Source organism: Novipirellula aureliae, from assembly GCF_007860185.1.
Taxonomy (GTDB): Bacteria; Planctomycetota; Planctomycetia; order Pirellulales; family Pirellulaceae; genus Novipirellula_A; species Novipirellula_A aureliae.
The window spans coordinates 165,144-182,732 of record NZ_SJPY01000003.1 but is presented as its reverse complement, the minus strand read 5'-3'; the positions used below and the strand labels follow the sequence as shown (position 1 = coordinate 182,732).

Below are 17,589 nucleotides of genomic sequence, written 5' to 3'. Positions count from 1 at the left end.
GCCCTATCGGTGAGATGTTTCTATGGAGTATTGATTGTTTTGTCGATGATTCGGTCGACGTCTTCTCGAGTCAAATCCATCATCACTGCGGCAAGAGCGAAGAGTCGTTTTTCCGATTCTTCCATTTGAGCGTCGGCAGCCATCACGCGGACCAACTCCTCGAGGAGGGCTTCTCGCTCGGTTTGCTCAGCGGGCAACTCCAAAGCAGCGTCATCACCGAGTCCGAATTCGATCGCTTGCCGCAAATCGTCCTCGTTCAAACCAAGCGCTAAACAGCGATCGGCGACCAAATTGACTTCCCGTTCCCCAAGTGACCCATCGGCAACGGCCATGACGACCAAATTACGGAGTAATCGACGTCGTTTGTTTAGTATTTCTTCAGTCATAAAAGAATGTTACCGCCCCGAGTGGTCGTGTGAAAGCCCCGTGAATTTTTACCGCAATGCTCCTTCCCCATCCCGATAGACCTGTGCTTGCAACTCACAACTGGGCCGCCATCTCTTTGCGGAGCCAACCGATTTCCGCAGCGATGTCTTGGGCCAGTTCGCGTTTCCGCATCGCAGGCGGCAGGACCGACCACGCATAAGTCTCGATTTCGATATGCCCCGAAAAATGAAACGTTTTCGAACTTGCGGATTCGTTTTTCTGTAACAACTCGATGCATTCGTAAACATCCGCTTGGCTGGTCGACAGGTGTCCAAAGCGTTCTAGGAAAATCGGTACGTGGAAATGCACGACCCAACGCAAATCGCCATCGACCGGATCGCCCTTCGATCGAACGCGGCGAAGCAGCGCCGGCAGATCCTCGACTAGCTCGAACGATCCGTCCGCCTTTTCGCATCCGGTTTGATGCAAGTAACGGTCTTCGGCGAATTCCGCTAATTGCTCGATCGCTTCACGCCGTCGACCCATCGCCATCGAATCCCAATCGGCAACCACCGCGTTGCTGACCTGTACTTTTCCAATCTCGATGCCTGCCTCACCATACCCGTTGAGCACACTTGTTTGCGATTCCATCATCACCGCGGAGTGACAAATGTCGTGACAAACGGATAAGTGTCGACGATGAACAGCGTCGGGCAATTGCGTCTCAAACCAGTCCTTTACATCTTTTGTTGTTTCGAGCAGGCAACCCGGTTCCGGTTCCAGCGCCACGACGATCCGAGATCCAGTGCGAGATTCGAGTGACTGCAGGAAATCGGCAAGCGAGCGAAGGTTCTTGCCAGCGTCTTCAAGTTGTTTTGCGGTCACCGCCGATGATCGCCATCCAATGGGCAGCGTGCTAATCGTCCCAAGCCGTTGTGTCCCGGTCGTCTGTGAATCGGGAAGTAGATCGATCAATATGCAGGCGAGTTGTTTCGTGTAGGTCAACCGGCGATCGTCCCACCACGCGGGCTCGTAAACGCCGTGCTTGACCACCGGCTGATGGAAGTTGTCGTAAGGGAATCCGTTGATCGTGTATGCTTCGAGATGCCGAGATGCCATGAACTGTTTCAGTTCTGTCGTTTCGGGATTGCTTGTCTCGGGCCCGTTTCCGGCTAATTCGCCAGCAGCTTTGGCGGGCAACCACAACCCGATCGGAAGCGGTTGATCGCCTGTCAAATTTTGATAAACCGCCGTCGAGTATTTCTGAAGATTTTCACGAATCGCCGCCCGATCAACACCGGCGTGAATGTTCGTGCAATATCCGATCGTAAAAGACATCGATAAGCTTTTTGTCGAAGAAATGGATAGCGTTTTTTCCCGTTATACCCGTAAAAACCATGCGTTGGGAAGTCATGTGGTTTTCGCGTTTTCCTCCGCCTATCCATACCTGGTCGGCTGACTCTTGGTCATTGCTCCACGTTTAGGAACGTTCGAAAGCAAGCGTTCGCTCAGCGGCGTGTCGGTCCGTGCGCGAGCGACACAGTAACCCTGGGGGGCGTCATCTGCACGGGTAAAACTTCGTAGTTGTAATAAAAGTGGGGCAGCAAACGGTAGGCATGTCGTCGAATTCGGCAAGTTGTTGGTATACTCATAGGCTGGGTCGACCGACGAGAGACCCGGTATCTGCAAGCCTAAGCCGAATCCGCCTCACTACCCATTTCCCCCAAAATCAATTCCAATGAGCTTTCGAATCGAATTGCCCGCATACCGTGGGCCGTTGGACTTGCTTCTGTATTTGGTAAGGCGGCAAGAAGTCTCTTTGTCAGAAATGTCGTTGGCGAAGATTATCGAGCAATACCTGGAATATCTCGAAATTCTTCAACAACTCGATCTGAGTGAAATACTCGGTGACGTCAGCGATTTCATTGACTTGGCCAGCACCTTGGTGGAGATGAAAAGTTTGGCGGTCTTGCCAAAGATTGTTGAAGAAAACGAAGAAGAGGAGATTCTAGACGAACAATCGGAAATCATCGAACGATTGCTTCAGTACAAAGAAATCCGAGACGCTGCAGCCATTTTGGATGAAATGGGCCAGCGTTGGCAACAACGCTTCGAGCGGATGAGCGACGATTTGCCAACCCGGCGAATCGATCCAGGCGACCAACCGATTGTGGATTTGGAAATCTGGGATCTGGTCAGTGCGTTTGGCCGAATTATGAGAGAATCCGCTGGACCGCCTGTCACGCAAGTCATCTATGACGATACGCCGATTCATGTTTATATGCAAGAAATCCACAGCCGACTGCGTGAAAGTCCTCAGATCACACTCATGGATTTGGTCAAGGGGGGCATCCACAAATCTTCACTGATTGGATGGTTCTTGGCCACTCTTGAACTGACGCGGCACCACGGTGCAGCGGTCGAGCAGGACGAGTTTGGCGATATCGTTGTCGTTCGCACCGCAGACTACCGCGACAAGCTCGATGTCAACGAAGTCGATAATTACGGAGCCGAAAAGATCGAATCAAGCAACATGCCGATCCGGATGCGATAACGTCAGATTTTAAATTTCAAATTTCAAACTTCAGATTTCACTCTCTTTCTTTTCATGGTTGAAAACGTTCCCCTCCTGTCTCATCATCACGATGGCTTGACCGTCGAAGGGTACTCGCGTGCCGCGGTGCAAACCTGTTGGCGAGTCAATGAATTAAAGGTCTTGTTCGATTGTGGCATCCAACCTTGGGATTTCATGGGCACTTCCACCATGTTTATCTCGCACACCCATCTCGATCACATCGCAGCCCTGCCTGCCTACGTATCGCGGCGGCGGATGATGAAAATGGATCCACCAGTGATCTATTTGCCTGATTCTGCTGTCGATACGGCTTGGGATATGCTGCAAATGTTCAAACGACTCGACCGTGGCGCAATGCCATGCGAACTGATCGGGCTATTGCCTGGCGATGAGACGCCGATCAGCCGCGAGTATGTCGTCACCGCTTTGCCGACTCGTCACACCATCGATTCGCTCGGTTTTGTCATTCACCAAAAACGTCATAAGCTGAAACCTGAATTTCAGGGGTTTGATGGCAATCAAATCCGTGAATTGAAGCTGTCTGGGACTGCGATCACCGATGAAACGCGAGTCCCGATGTTCGCTTATACGGGCGATACCTCCCCCCCCGGTCTGGACAACAATCCCGTTTTTTTCGATGCAAAAATTCTGGTCAGTGAAATGACATTTGTTGCACCGGAGCACCGCAAAGAGAAAATTCATAAGCACGGGCACATGCACATTGACGATTATAGGAAGCGTGCCGATTTGTTCAAAAACGAGTTAATCATTGCCTCGCATCTAAGCACTCGGTACAGCGACGTGCAAGTCAAGCGACTCGTCCATAAAGTGATGCCAGAAATGTTGGGTGGACGAATGAAACTTTGGATATGACGATCGATTCAAGTTTTTGGCCGACGCCCCGCGCCGCCTACGTCCACGTCCCCTTTTGCCGCCATCGATGTGGCTATTGCAACTTTAGCGTGATCGCAGGCCGTGATGACTTGATCGGTCGTTTTATCGCGGCCGTCGACCGCGAATTGTCGCTGTTGGAATGTCCCGAAATCGATACGCTGTTTATTGGCGGAGGAACACCGACGCATCTACCCACTGCTGAACTGAGCAAGCTGTTGAGTTTATTGCAACGACGTTTTCGGTTTGTCGAGGGCATCGAGTGGAGTGTCGAAGCGAATCCCGAAGACATCGATTCCGAGAAGTTGGATCTGCTTGTTGAATTTGGAGTCAACCGAATCAGTCTTGGGGTCCAGTCATTTCAAAGTGAGAAACTCAAATTACTCCAGCGGGGCCATCGTCGTAGCGAGGCGATGCAGGCGATCGCGTCGTCAGCCGCAAGGATCGAAAATGTCTCGATTGACTTGATCTTTGCGGCGCCTGGTGAAACGGTCGAAGGTTGGCGCGATGATCTGCGGACGGCTCTCGGGCTGCCGATCAAGCATCTGTCGGCGTACGCTCTGACCTTTGAAAAAGGGACGTCGTTTTGGAGCCGGCGAATGCACGGGAAGCTAAACTCTCTTGATGAGAATTCGGAATTGGAGATGTACGAGTTGACCCGCCAAATAACACGTGATCACCACTTCAAGCATTACGAGATATCGAACTTCGCCTTTGACGGATACGAGAGCCAGCACAATATTCGCTATTGGGAAGGTCGTGGATGGTTCGCTGCGGGCCCGGGAGCTGCACGGTTTGTAGCGGGCCGCCGCGAGGTGAACCACCGCAGTCCGACCACCTATTTAAGCCGTATCGAAAGTGGTCGATCGCCCAACGCAGAATCCGAGTTGATTACGCCGATCCAGTACGCACGCGAACGGGCGGCATTCGGTATCCGCATGCTCCGCGGCATCGACTTGACTCAGTTAAGCATTGAAACCGAAATCGATCTTTGGGCTCGGTGTGATTCAGCGATCACGCGGTCGTTGGAAATGGATTTGATCGAGCGGATCGGGGATCGGCTGCGTTTGACGGAGAAAGGAATCTTGTTCGCCGACACCGTTGCCTCCGATTTGCTTTCGTAAGTAACAACGTCTCTCCGAGACGCCAAGTATCCAGTAGCGGCGTCTCTCCGAGACGGCAAGTATCCAGTAGCGGCGTCTCTCCGAGACGGCAAGTATCCAGTAGCGGCGTCTCTCCGAGACGCCAAGTATCCAGTAGAGGCGTCTCTCCGAGACGCCAAATTTCTTACGACTCTCGGCTACGTCCTCATTAAAACAGGCCAAGCAGTCGGCAAGCGGCGATGGCAGTAAAGGCCAGCAAGATACTGTTGAACCAGACTTGTGGCACGCGGCTGACCAGCCAACGTCCCGACATCATGCCGATGGGGATGGCGGCCGAGAAAACGGCACCGATCAAAAGGGTGCTAGGCGTAATCAGTCCCAAGCTAAAACTAAGCGGCAATTTGATAACGTTGAGCACAAAGAACAGCCATGCACTGCTGCCGATTAATTCCCATTTCGGCAGATTGACAGCCAGCAGATAGAGCGCCACCACTGGCCCAGCCGCATTCGCCAACATCGTTGTCATCCCAGCGAGCAGTCCCAAGACGATTGCGAACCATGCTTGGTGGGGCACGTGTTCAAAAGCCGAGGGCCGCCAACTCCGAATGATTTGGACCATTGTCAGCGTCAAAATAATGCCGCCAACTAGCGCACGAAACTTGCCATCATCGAGCAACCCCATCATCGCCCATCCTGTGACGATGCCAACGAGCGTTGGTGGTAGTAGACGCCGAACATGTTTCCAATCCGCCTTGCGACCAAAAAACTTGATCGCACAGATATCGCCGATCACGAGCATGGGCAAGAGCACGCCCGTCGATAGTTTGGCTTCGAAAACACTCGCAAACAACACCACGTGCAGCATGCTAACGCCAGGAAACCCGGCTTTGCTGAACCCAATTCCAAACGAACCAATCAGCAAAAGCAGGATATCGAGAGGGCAAAGGTTGAACAGCATCAATCGGCAAGGGTTAAAATCGAATCGTATCGATGCGTGATCGAGGAAAGCAGATCAAAAATGAAGGTAAATTAAATGTGGAAGCGGGTTGCATCAGGAGCCAACTTACGGCCCGAAGTTCAAAGCACAGGCCTTATCACGACTTGAGTTATCCGTCGTGGATCTTGTCAAAGATCCTTATGCCGTAGGATCTTTAACAAGATCCACTACCATCGTCCCAGATTCCGGAGATGCCAGATAAAATCGATTCATAGAAAGTTTCCCGGAGCCCAACCCCGAAAATCGGCTCAGCCCAGAAAATCAAGTGAGAGTGCAGGGACTCGAACCCTGGACCAACGGATTAAAAGTCCGTTGCTCTACCGACTGAGCTACACTCTCGTTTTTTGCTTCACCCAAGTCAGACCGAAAAGGAAAAACAGAGGTAACCGATCGTTGTTAAGCTTTTTCTTTGTTGGGGAATGAACAGGCATCCCAAACAAAGCGGAGCGGACAGGATTCGAACCTGCGGAACCAATTTCTCGGTTCACCGATTTAGCAAACCGGCGCTTTCGACCACTCAGCCACCGCTCCCTATCGCTTATCGATCGGCTAAATTTGACTTCAGCAGTGCAGATTGTGTTGGATTTCTAAGAAATACGCAACCCACGGTTTGACTTTTTTTGGTGAGCTTTCGATTTCCTGGATTACGGCCCAAAAACACCCACTTCGTCGTAGATTTTGAACAACAATCCCCTGCTAGTGGTTCGTCCAGACTCAACATTCAGGTGGGGCCGGACGGCTCGCGGGCTGTCGATTTAATCGTTTAACGCTTAGCCGAAGGCGTCAGCTTTTCCATAAGCGGTCGCCTATGGCTTGGCGTTAAACAATCAGTCGAGTCAAACCGATTGAATCGACAGCCCGCTCACGCCGTTCCGCTAACAAAAGTTAGCGGTATTGGGGCAAACCCTCCGGTCTGCTTCGAACCCTATCGTTAAATTGTGTTGAAGCACTCGTGCTTTGTCAAAACGAAGAATCATTCGTGGCTGTGGCTTCCAGCCGCAGCTTACTGGCCGCAGCTTACCGGCCCAGCTTACTGGGACAAGGTGCTTCAGCCACTCTTTTGATCGGAATGATAGCATCAATTGAAGTGGTTTGGCGGCGTTTATCGCTCTGTGCTCCGGGCTGAGTGATATTAGCGACACGATGGCGAAGTCACGATAGGCTAGTGGGACGGTTAGAAGTTCAGGGTTGGTTCGCAACTTTATTAAGATTTATTGCGTTATGTTATGTGAAATTACACGAAAGGCGATGGGGACCGAATTTGTCATCATGCTTCATGCTGATTCGGTGGCCGATTCGTATGCGACCGACGCCGCTGTCGAAGCTGCGGATTTGGTTGAGCAAATAGAGCGTGAACTGACCGTCTATTCCCCAGAAAGCGAAATTTCAAAAATCAACGCGTCGGCGTTTCAAGAGCCGGTCCGCCCTTCCGTGCCAACCTACCGACTGCTTAAACGGGCGGTTGAACTTAGTCAAATCACCTCGGGCGCCTTTGACATCACGGCCGCTCCATTGGTCGAAACCTGGGGATTTACTCGCCGCAGTGGGCGGAAACCCTCGCCAGAGCAGGTTCAAGAGGCCTTGTCAAAAGTCGGCTACCAGAGCTTGATTCTCAATGATTCCGATGGCTCGGTTGCTTTCAAACGCGAAGGAATGTCAATCAATATGGGAGCGATCGGCAAGGGAGACGCCTTGGACCGGATGGCCGCACTCCTCAAAGAAAAGGGGGTCGCTGATTTTCTGATTCATGGCGGCAATAGCAGCGTGATCGCATCCGGCAACCAGCATCCCGAAAGCACTCTTGGCTGGTCGGTCGGTCTGGCCCATCCTACAAAACCGCAGCGACGGTTGGCTGGACTTTGGCTGAAGGATCTGGCGCTTGCCACCAGCGGATCAGGAAAACAGTTTTTTCACCACCACGGACGCCGTTATGGGCATGTCATCGACCCAAGAACAGGCTATCCCAACGGTGATTTGTCATCTCTAACCATCGCGATGCCCAGTGCAACGGATGCTGATGCCATCGCGACTGCGCTCTTTGTCGAGGGAGCGGCCAAGGCGGCCGAGTATCATGCAGCCAACCCTTTTCCGTTTGCTATCATGACGCATTCGACTGACCAGCAGGACAGGGTGGAGGTCGAAACGCTCGGCGAAATCGGGTGGATTGAAGAGCCTGGCACCATGAGCAAACCTGGTTGACGCCCTATAGAAATTATGGGCCGTCCCGCTTAAAACTTGTGTATTCCTCGTGGGAGCTATCTGAATAAATTTGTTTATCTTTTCCGACAAAGCCTAGTTTGAGTCCTGCGGTAATAAGCCTTTTTGGGAGCGTGAAAATGCGTTGGCGTGGTCGTCGTCAGAGTGAAAATGTAGAGGACCGTCGAGGAGTTGGCGGCACGGCCGTCGTCGGCGGCGGCATCGGGGTGCTAATCATGGCGCTTTTGGTTGGTTTGCTCGGCGGCAACCCAATGGCTGTCCTTCAGCAAGGCCAACAAAACGTTGCTCCCATGCAACAAGGTGCTGGTAACGAACTTTCAGAGGGTGAAATCGAAGCGGGTGAATTTGCCAAGACCATTTTGGCGGATACCGAAGATGTTTGGACCAAGCTTTTTAATGAGGCCGGTCGACGCTACGAACCGCCAATTTTGGTATTGTTTAGCGGCCGAGTCGAATCGGCATGTGGGATGGCGAGCGCTGCGTCAGGTCCTTTCTATTGCCCGGCCGATAAGAAAGTCTATTTGGACACGTCATTCTTTGATCAACTCGCAAACCAGCTTGGGGCACCGGGCGACTTTGCCCAGGCTTACGTGATCGCCCACGAAGTTGGTCATCACGTTCAGAATTTGCTAGGGTACACCGACAAAGTGGAACAAGTGCGGCGGACCGGCAGCAAGGTAGATGCGAACGAAGCATCCGTGCGGCTCGAATTGCAAGCCGATTTCTTCGCCGGTGTCACGATGAATCACACCCAACGCGACAAGAACGTCCTCGAACCCGGTGACATCGAAGAAGGACTGCGAGCAGCGACCGCGATTGGCGACGACCGATTGCAACAACAAAGTCAAGGCTACGTCGTGCCCGAATCGTTTACGCATGGTACCAGTGAGCAACGTTTACGTTGGTTCCGAAAAGGTTTAGAGACAGGCGACCTGAGCCAAGGCGACACGTTCAACACGAATAATCTGTAGTCTGATGCCAACCAATCCACCGCACGACTCTAACGTCGATGATCGCTTGATCAATTTTGAAATGCATATTGCCCATTTGCAGCGAGTCGTTGACCAATTGAACGAGGTTGTAACGGAACAAGCAAAACGGCAAGATCGGATGCAAAACACGATCAACCAGTTGCAGAACAAGATCAAAGAAATGAAAGTCGAGAAGGAAACATCCAGCGATCCGCTCGACGAAAAACCACCTCACTATTAGGCTCAGTCTGAATCGTAGCGGAAGTCGCCAAGACTTTCGGCCGCCGGAAGCGTTCACCAGGAAAACCGAAAGTCTTGGCGACTTCCGCTACGAAACAATAACCTTATTCGATTCCAAATAAAATATTCCTATGAGCACTGTTACGGCAACCAATTCGGCTTCCAAGAATGCTAGCATCCAAGCTCCCATTCGGATTTACAATACTCTAAGCAAAACCAAGGAAGTATTTCAGCCTTTGCATTCGCCCCACGTTGGCATCTACTTGTGTGGCCCGACGGTCTATGCGGAATCACATATTGGCCACATGGTCGGCCCCGTGATCTTTGATACGGTCAAGCGGTATTTGACCTACTGTGGTTACCAGGTGACCTTGGTCGTCAACATCACGGATGTTGACGACAAGCTGATCGCCAAGAGTCGCGAGCGGGGGATTCCGATGAGTCAGATTGCCTGCGAGATGACCGCAGACTATTTGTCAAACTTAAAAGAATTGGGGGTCAACCAAATTGATCATTTGCCGCGTGCGACCGATCACATGGACCAAATCATTCGCTTCATCGAAACGCTCATCGAAAAAGGGCATGCCTATGAAGTCGATGGGGATGTCTTTTTCGATGTCACCAAAGACCCCAATTACGGGCAATTGTCCAATCGTAGTATTGAGGCGCAGCAGGGTGAAGGTGGTGAAGCGGCAGCCAAGAAGAAGTCGGCAGGCGATTTCGCTCTTTGGAAGAACGCTCGTGCAGGTGAGATTGCTTGGGAAAGCCCTTGGGGAAAAGGACGACCGGGTTGGCATATCGAGTGTTCGGCGATGAGCCACCAAATCCTCGGAGACACATTCGATATCCACGGCGGTGGACTCGACTTGATGTTCCCTCATCACGAAAACGAACGAGCACAAAGTAGTTGCTGCCATGGTGCGCCGATGGTCAAGTATTGGATGCACAACGGGCTAATGCGGGCTGGCGAAAAGGGTAAGGTTGGCGGCAAGAGCGATCGCGAAGCAACGCCCGAAGAAGCAGCATCGGGTAAAATCAGCCGCAGCAAGGGTGCTGGCGGATTATCTGATTTGATCCGTTTTCATACGGGCGAACGAATCCGCTTCTTTTTGCTTCGGACCCACTATCGATCGACGATTGTTTATGGCGAAGAAGGGCTCCTCGAGGCTGGCACGTCGCTCGATTCATTTTATCGTTTGTTCAATCGATTTGCCGAAATCACGGGTCAATCGTTTTACGATCTCGAACCTGCCAAAACGAGAAGCGAAGGTGACGTCGCTGCGAGCAAGGATTCTTTGTTGGCGGAAATGAAATCGATTCGCGACAAGTTTTTGGCTGCGATGGATGACGATTTCAATACGGGTTCCGCCATTAGTGTGCTGTTCGATACCGTGCGTCTGCTCAATCGATTTATTGATAAGAAACAGTTGACTGCGAATAGCGACAAAAATCTCGCTGAAATGGCATCACTTGTTCAAGCCTTTACCATTGTCCGCGAACTCACGTCCGTACTCGGCCTCTTTATCAAAGAACCGCCCAAGAGTGGCAACGATGATGGTGGGGCCGAAACGCTTGATAACGTTGTGAAACTTTTAATTGATTTACGACGTGAAGCACGTGAACGAAAGGACTATGCGATGGGCGATGCGATTCGCGACCGGCTCGCGAGTATCGGTATCTCGCTGTTGGATAAAAAAGAAGGCACAACTTGGGAACGGAGTTCGTGAGTGACAACTCCAAACCGTTGGTCGTCGAAAAATCCGGCTTACGTATTTTAGGAATCGATCCCGGGCTCAACACAACTGGCTATGGGGTCATTGAGATTAACGGTTCAACAATCTCGTTATGTGAAGCGGGGATTATCCGCAGTCGCCCGAAAGATTCGATCGAAAAGCGTTTGTTGGAAATTCACAACGGTGTTTCGGAGGTGATTGAGGCTTTCGGGCCAAAGAAAATGGCTCTTGAGCAACTGTTTTCACATTACACCCGCCCGCGTACGGCGATTTTGATGGGCCACGCCCGGGGTGTGATCTGTTTGGCCGCCAGCCAAGCGGGCATTCCTGTTTGCCACTTTGAGCCCACGCGAGTCAAGAAGGTTTTAACGGGTAACGGCCATGCACCCAAACATCAGATGCAACAAGCGGTAAAAGTTCAATTATCGCTGGCAACGTTTCCGGAACCGGCCGACGTTGCCGATGCTCTGGCGATCGCATTATGCGGCCACCACCTCGGTGACATGTCACCGCTCGAAGCATTGCTCAAGAATCGCTAGTGGTTTCACCGCATTAAGACGTGGGGTAGGCATCCTGCCTGCCAATCCATCATTGTCGCAAATCGCTGGCTGGAAGCCTACGCCACGAATAAAACGAACCCCAAATCAAATGTGGTTGAATCGCTAGGTCATCGCGGGTCATATTTTGGGTTAGGTTCTCGGGGCACCGGTGCGTTCGTTTCTTTTCGCCATTTCTTCAGTGCTTGGTGTAATTTGGCGGTGATTTCCGGGTAGTCGGCAGCGACGTTGTTGCGTTCTCCGATATCGGCTTGCAGATCATAGAGTTCAATGCGTCCGTCTTCAAAATACTCGTGCAGCTTCCATTTTCCTTGGCGTAGAGCGGAGCCGGGACGGGTTCGGAAGAGCGGATCGTGGGACTCATCGGCAACGCCAGCGTACTTTTCCAGGTAGATCGGGAAATGCCAAAATAGCGTTCGCTCGGGAATCGATCCGCTGAGGGTCAACAAAGGCATCAGACTGACTCCGTCAAGATTCTTACCCTCTGGGATCGAGGCGCCAGCAGCTTCAAGGAATGTCGGAAAGAAATCGATTCCGATCACCGGAACGCCGCAGGTCGAATTCGGTTTTATTCTTTTTGGCCAGCGAACGATCATTGGCTCACGCACGCCTCCTTCGAAATAGGATCCCTTGCCAGCGCGAAAGGGAGCCTGGCTCGATGTTTTGCAGATCCCGCCATTGTCGGAACAGAAAAGCACCAGTGTGTTTTCTTTTAGCCCTAGCCTTTCGAGTTCATCAAGGATTTTTCCGATACCTTGATCCATTTTTTCGATCATCGATGCATACACCGCATTCACATTTTTGTTCTCGTACTTCTCAATGAACTCGGGAACGGGTTGGAGTTTTGTGTGGACCGAGTAGTACGCCATATGAACAAAGAGCGGATCATTTTTATGTTCCTGTATAAACTTAATCGCTTGATCCGCGAAAATATCGACGCGGTGGGTGCCCATCGGGTATTGATCGCTGAACGGTTGCATCGGGCCACTACTGAACGGCGAAAAATAACCGCCTCCTGACGGGCCGCCCGCTTTGCCACCGCCGATGTTGACATCGAAACCATTCTGTAACGGATCGGGACTAACATGCCACTTTCCAAGGTGAATGGTTCGATAGCCAGCGTCTTTAAGTGCTCCCGCGATCGTTAAGTTGTTGGATTTCAGGAACTCTGTATTTTCAATGGGAATAATCTTACGGTGCTTTGACTGGCCTCTTTCCGAATTTCCGACCGTATAGACGCCGTGCCTCGGGCCATATTGGCCACTCAGGACACAGGCTCGGCTCGGTGCACAATTGGCTGCGGGTGCATAGGCGTCGGTAAAAAGCATGCCTTCCGCTCTCAGCTTGTCGAGATTGGGCGTGTTGTAGCGATCGGAATTGAAGCCAACATCCATCACGCCTAAATCATCCGCGTTAATGTAGATGATGTTCGGCCGTTCCCCGTAAGCAGCGGTACACACGATGAATGCCGCTAAAACTCGTAGAAGCATCATTCTGTCTTCACCTCGTGTTCTGATTATTTAGAGACTGTAGCTTTATGCGATTTGGTCGTGTTCCAGCCTTCCATGGTAGCGGAAGTCGTCAAGACTTTCGACGAGTCACCGAAAAGATCCATTTGCGTTAGGATACGCTTTGTCGGCTGCTTGGTTTGTGTAAACTAGTCGGCTGACTTCATGTGACTCCTCGATTGTTCGTAGAGGTATTGTTATGCGTTTTGATGTGCGGACTCTGGTTGGTGCAGTGCTGGGCGCAGTTCTGAGCGGCGGATTGTTTTCGACCGTTTTGTCGGCTCAGCAACCGCCGAATATCGTCGTGATCTTGGTCGACGATTTAGGCTATTCCGATATTGGTTGTTATGGAGGCGAAATCGAGACGCCCAACCTTGACGCACTCGCATCAGGGGGCGTGCGGTTTTCGCAGTTTTACAATACCGCCAAGTGCCATTCGTCGCGTGTCTCGCTGTTAACGGGACAGTACTGCATTGCGGCTGGCGATACGGCACTCAGCCATGCGGTGACGTCCGCCGAAGTGCTCCGCGACTCGGGCTATTTTACAGCGATGGCGGGCAAATGGCATTTGAAAGAACAGCCAACCGATTTTGGCTTTGATCGATACTTTGGTCATTTAAGTGGAGCCTGTAATTACTTCGCGGGCGACAATTCTTTTCGCCTCAACGGAGAACCTTGGACCGTCCCCAAGTCCGACTTTTACACAACGGTAGCCAACATCGATTACGCGTTAGATTTTCTAGGGCAAGCACGACAAACATCGAAACCTTTCTACTTGTATGTGGCATTCAATGCACCGCATGCTCCGCTGCATGCATTACCGGAAGATTATGCTAAGTACAAAGGCCGCTACGATGCGGGTTGGGACATTATTCGCGATGCGAGAATCGCGAAACAGAAAGCAACCGGCTTGTTGCCGCAAGACTTGGTGCCGAGTCCTCGTCCCGAGCATGTTCGCGCTTGGGACAAGCTAGTTCCTTGGCAACGCGATTATGAAATTAATCGGATGGTGACTTTGGCTGCCATGATCGATCGAGTTGATCAGGAAGTCGGGCGTTTGGTTGATGATCTGCGGCGTCACGATGAACTCGACAATACCATGATACTGTTCGTTTCTGACAATGGTGCGTGCCCCTACGATCGCAAAGTTCCGCGATTAAATGTTGAACCAACGAACGCAAACGTATCGTTGGCTGATTCGACGGGTTGGTCTTGGGCACGCAATGCCCCGTTTCGGTTCTACAAACAAAACCAGTTTGAAGGTGGTATTAGCACGCCCGGCATCCTGCATTGGCCAAGCGGTTTGAAAAGGCAAGCCGGAACGATTGTCGACACGCCGGTTCATTTGATCGATGTGTTGCCAACGCTTGCCGATGTCGCTGGAGCAACCATTCCCAGCGAGCATCCCGAACGAGACCTGCGACCTGTATCCGGCGTTTCGCTTAAGCCAATTCTGGCCGGGGACGAGCTCGATCGACCCGAGCCGATTCACTTACAGTTCGCAACCGATTATGGACTTCGTGATGGCGATTGGAAGCTAGTCAATTTCAAAGGCCAAGCATGGGAACTGTACAACATGGTTGAGGATCGCGCGGAGACAAACAACTTGGCCGCAGCCGAACCAGAGCGACTCAATCGCATGATCGAAAAATGGAAACAGATGAGTCTCGACGTCTTGAAGTCGCCGCGTTTGGCCAATCCAAAAATACTGCCAGCGGAAGACCCAAAATCGAATCGTGAATGGACTGTCTATAGCGATACTGACGAGTTGCCTGTGAGGTGGACGCGCAAAAACACGCCGAATTCCGCCAAGAAACAGTCTCAAGGAACGGCGAAGGATGCCCCCCTTTGATCGAGCGGTATCCGATCAACCCCTCGTAAAATTGGATTGATACTCAAATGCGTTTTGCTAAATACTGGACCGTCGCTAAAAACTCGTCGGGTACTGTCACGGCGAAAGGATGGTCGGATGCCAGTCAAGACGACGCAGCCAAGAAAGCTTCCGATCGGCTGCAACGAATTCTCAATTGGCTCCATAATCCCCAGCGGGATCTTGATCGCTATCAGTACGTCGTAGACGATATGATTTGCGAGCAGGTCATCGACCGAATCGAAAGTAGAGACGGCAATGAAATCGCGGTGGTCTCGCGGAACGCCTATGGTTCCCTCATCCTCAATATTACCTGTGTGATGATTGTCGATATCGATGTCGAATCCACGATCAAACGTCCCGGAATGATCGCAAGACTTTTTGGGGCGAAAGCCACTTCGGTTGATTCTGTGAAGGCAAGGAAACTAGAGCAGATCCGGCAATGGCAGAATGATCACGTTGACTATTCGTTTCGTGTCTATCGTACGGCAGCGGGCTTGCGGGCAATCGTCACCAACCGGGTTTTCGAGTCGATCGATGCATCGACGTTACAAATCATGGCCGAACTTGATTCGGATCCTCTATACCGCAATCTATGCAAATCGCAGAAATGCTTTCGCGCTCGGCTGACCCCCAAGCCATGGCGAATTGGATGTAGATCACCTCGAGAGAAGTTCCCATTTGCATCAAAACAGAGTGAGCAAGCGTTCGACAAATGGTATGAAACCTATTGTCAACGCACAAAAAACTGGTCCGTTTGCGAGTTTCTAGAGTCAATCGGTTCGCGATCTATCCATCCAATCGCCGAACAAATCATCGATTTGCACGACGGTTTCTGTTGCGCCAAAGAACTGAAATTGGCGTAAGACAATCAACGTTGCCGTGGCAAATTCGTTTATGGCTTTGGCAAGTAAAATGACTTCTCTTCCATCTCCAGTAATGCCTCGGCAAACGCCTTGCCAGCCTGAGCATGAAATTTAGCCGAGCCGTAATAGTGAACGAAGCCGCCGATCGAGGTAGCGCGGTCCCACAGGGCAATCTCTTCAGGGGTGAGTATTTCAGCTCTGTAATCGTTAAGATAAGCTCTCCTCTGCTCGGGAGTCATTGTTCCACTTGCGTTTGCTCCGTCAGCTTGCTTGTTCGCCAATTTTCTCCCCATGGCTTGTACCTTGAGTTGTTTCTGCTCGATGAATCCAAGTGTGTCTTCTCTGAATGGTGCTGTCTGAACGGCAACGACGCTTCCTTTAAACTCTTCCATTTCTGCTGGTGCGGCCATCGCTTGACGGAAAAGCTTCATGCGCTGGTCTGATTTGTTTACAACCTTGAAGGTGTTGGGTGTGTAATTCCCGTAGATACCGATCACGCCCACAACAAACGGAAGCTTTGGAGCCTCCAAGTCCTTACGGACATCGCGTATGAACTGCGCCAATAATTTGCCGTATTGATCATACTGCTTCGCACCATAACTATCTGGATACGTAGCCGTGTCAGAGAAGTCGTTCCATCCTTGAAACCAAACGAAGCCAGATAGTTCATAGCCATCGTCCGGATCGTAGTCTGGATAGATCCGCTTGATATCGCCCAGGACCTTTTTGACATGATCCACCATGTAGCGATAGTTTCGTCCCGTCGCCTCCTTTTTCTGCGCCCTAAGCTTCTCGAGTGAGCCCCGTTCGGTGTAGAGTTCCACCTGCCGGTCATTCATTTCGTAAGGACCGGAGCCTGGCGATCGGAAGTCGACACTAAGATTTTGACCACCCCAAGCCGTCTTGATAATCAAGATCGGCCCATCGTATGACTCTTCCATTGTGATGCCGAACATGTACTCAGGCCCGATGAAATCGTCGGGTTTCGTGGGATCTGCCCTGCGGACACCGTAACCGGCTGTCAACTTGCCGAATCCCTCACCGCCGTATTGGTTCATTTTTCCGTTCAGCGACGAGATCCAAACTCTTTCACAGACTTTCGGTTCGCCGTCGGGGCCAAGCATTTTCTTGAGCAAGGGTGCGGTTTCGGGATCGTCTCCAATATGGTCGAAGGTCGAGATACCACCCGTGCCGACCATATTTGACTGCCCAGTCATGATGTAGATTTTGAGCGGTTTCCCTGCAATCGCTTGACTGATGCAGCACAAGGTCGCAAAGACGGCGATTATGGAATTAGCGGTTCGTGTCATCGTTTCTTTTGCTTCGGTCTTGGTAGAGCTGCATTCGGATACATTGAGGTCGGTTCGTTGGTGGCACAGGCTTCCAGCCTGTGTTTTTGATATCACAGGCTGGAAGCCTGTGCCACGGATTTAATTTGTCAGGTGTGAGTATTTGTCTGTCTTTGACGGGCTGGTCGCTCGGATACATTGAGATCGGTTCGTTGGTGGCACAGGCTTCTAGCCTGTGTTTTTGACATCACAGGCTGGAAGCCTGTGCTACGGATTTAATTTGTCAGGTGTGAGCTTTTGTCTGTCTTTGACGGGCTGGTCGCTCGGATACATTGAGGTCGGTTCGTTGGTGGCACAGGCTTCTAGCCTGTGTTTTTGATATCACAGGCTGGAAGCCTGTGCTACG

15 protein-coding genes and 2 tRNA genes are annotated in these 17,589 nt (G+C 51.5%); 10 read left to right on the top strand and 7 right to left on the bottom strand.

Annotation, left to right across the window (positions count from 1 at the left end; genetic code table 11):
- Window positions 1-20: 20 nt before the first annotated feature.
- Window positions 21-386, bottom strand: coding sequence for a TerB family tellurite resistance protein (locus Q31b_RS09965; RefSeq protein ID WP_146599551.1), 366 nt, complete (start codon window positions 384-386; stop codon window positions 21-23).
- Window positions 387-480: 94 nt separating this feature from the next.
- A complete protein-coding gene (gene eboE, locus Q31b_RS09960) occupies window positions 481-1,704 on the bottom strand; it encodes a metabolite traffic protein EboE (protein WP_146599550.1) in 1,224 nt (407 codons plus the stop codon).
- 400 nt (window positions 1,705-2,104) lie between these two features.
- Here eboE and Q31b_RS09955 point away from each other — a divergent pair, with 400 nt between their 5' ends.
- The 3 genes from Q31b_RS09955 to hemW are packed head-to-tail and all read left to right on the top strand — an operon-like array spanning window position 2,105 to window position 4,956.
- Complete coding sequence (locus tag Q31b_RS09955; RefSeq protein ID WP_146599549.1) at window positions 2,105-2,920, top strand: segregation and condensation protein A; 816 nt, start codon at window positions 2,105-2,107, stop codon at window positions 2,918-2,920.
- Window positions 2,921-2,974: 54 nt separating this feature from the next.
- The gene (locus Q31b_RS09950; protein ID WP_146599548.1) at window positions 2,975-3,814 is read left to right on the top strand and encodes an MBL fold metallo-hydrolase; all 840 of its coding nucleotides are present in this window, start codon (window positions 2,975-2,977) and stop codon (window positions 3,812-3,814) included.
- Window positions 3,811-4,956, top strand: a complete 1,146-nt coding sequence (gene hemW, locus Q31b_RS09945) for a radical SAM family heme chaperone HemW (RefSeq protein WP_146599547.1) — start codon at window positions 3,811-3,813, stop codon at window positions 4,954-4,956. Before Q31b_RS09950 ends, hemW begins: the two co-directional genes overlap by 4 nt.
- Before the next feature lie 187 nt (window positions 4,957-5,143).
- Here the strand turns inward: hemW and Q31b_RS09940 are convergent, their stop codons facing one another.
- The 3 genes from Q31b_RS09940 to Q31b_RS09930 form a co-directional block, all read right to left on the bottom strand.
- The gene (locus Q31b_RS09940) at window positions 5,144-5,893 is read right to left on the bottom strand and encodes a sulfite exporter TauE/SafE family protein (RefSeq protein WP_146599546.1); all 750 of its coding nucleotides are present in this window, start codon (window positions 5,891-5,893) and stop codon (window positions 5,144-5,146) included.
- Between the two features lie 305 nt (window positions 5,894-6,198).
- Window positions 6,199-6,271: transfer RNA gene (locus Q31b_RS09935), tRNA-Lys, on the bottom strand.
- A gap of 103 nt (window positions 6,272-6,374) precedes the next feature.
- Window positions 6,375-6,463: transfer RNA gene (locus tag Q31b_RS09930), tRNA-Ser, on the bottom strand.
- Between the two features lie 690 nt (window positions 6,464-7,153).
- Here Q31b_RS09930 and Q31b_RS09925 point away from each other — a divergent pair.
- The 5 genes from Q31b_RS09925 (at window position 7,154) to ruvC (ending at window position 11,632) form a co-directional block, all read left to right on the top strand.
- Window positions 7,154-8,131 carry an FAD:protein FMN transferase gene (locus tag Q31b_RS09925; RefSeq protein WP_146599545.1) on the top strand — a complete coding sequence of 326 codons (978 nt, stop codon included), beginning with the start codon at window positions 7,154-7,156 and terminating at the stop codon, window positions 8,129-8,131.
- Between the two features lie 137 nt (window positions 8,132-8,268).
- Window positions 8,269-9,120 carry a KPN_02809 family neutral zinc metallopeptidase gene (ypfJ, locus tag Q31b_RS09920; RefSeq protein WP_146599544.1) on the top strand — a complete coding sequence of 284 codons (852 nt, stop codon included), beginning with the start codon at window positions 8,269-8,271 and terminating at the stop codon, window positions 9,118-9,120.
- A 4-nt stretch (window positions 9,121-9,124) separates the two neighbouring features.
- On the top strand, window positions 9,125-9,361 hold the full coding sequence (locus Q31b_RS09915) for a SlyX family protein (RefSeq protein WP_146599543.1): 237 nt from the start codon (window positions 9,125-9,127) through the stop codon (window positions 9,359-9,361).
- 130 nt (window positions 9,362-9,491) lie between these two features.
- Window positions 9,492-11,087 (top strand): cysteine--tRNA ligase, encoded by a 1,596-nt coding sequence (gene cysS / locus Q31b_RS09910; protein ID WP_146599542.1) that lies wholly within the window; start codon window positions 9,492-9,494, stop codon window positions 11,085-11,087.
- Entirely contained in the window at window positions 11,084-11,632 is a 549-nt protein-coding gene (gene ruvC, locus Q31b_RS09905) for a crossover junction endodeoxyribonuclease RuvC (RefSeq protein ID WP_231617442.1), read from the top strand. Before cysS ends, ruvC begins: the two co-directional genes overlap by 4 nt.
- A 128-nt stretch (window positions 11,633-11,760) precedes the next feature.
- On the opposite strand, the gene Q31b_RS09900 is transcribed toward ruvC, so the two are convergent.
- Window positions 11,761-13,143: a sulfatase gene (locus Q31b_RS09900; RefSeq protein ID WP_146599541.1), complete on the bottom strand. Its 1,383-nt coding sequence runs from the start codon at window positions 13,141-13,143 to the stop codon at window positions 11,761-11,763.
- Window positions 13,144-13,357: 214 nt separating this feature from the next.
- Here Q31b_RS09900 and Q31b_RS09895 point away from each other — a divergent pair, with 214 nt between their 5' ends.
- Together Q31b_RS09895 and Q31b_RS09890 are read left to right on the top strand one after the other, a co-directional pair.
- Complete coding sequence (locus tag Q31b_RS09895) at window positions 13,358-15,010, top strand: arylsulfatase (RefSeq protein ID WP_146599540.1); 1,653 nt, start codon at window positions 13,358-13,360, stop codon at window positions 15,008-15,010.
- Window positions 15,011-15,057: 47 nt separating this feature from the next.
- Entirely contained in the window at window positions 15,058-15,894 is an 837-nt protein-coding gene (locus tag Q31b_RS09890) for a hypothetical protein (protein WP_146599539.1), read from the top strand.
- A 29-nt stretch (window positions 15,895-15,923) separates the two neighbouring features.
- On the opposite strand, the gene Q31b_RS09885 is transcribed toward Q31b_RS09890, so the two are convergent.
- Window positions 15,924-17,204 (bottom strand): sialate O-acetylesterase, encoded by a 1,281-nt coding sequence (locus Q31b_RS09885; RefSeq protein WP_146599538.1) that lies wholly within the window; start codon window positions 17,202-17,204, stop codon window positions 15,924-15,926.
- Window positions 17,205-17,589: the final 385 nt, after the last annotated feature.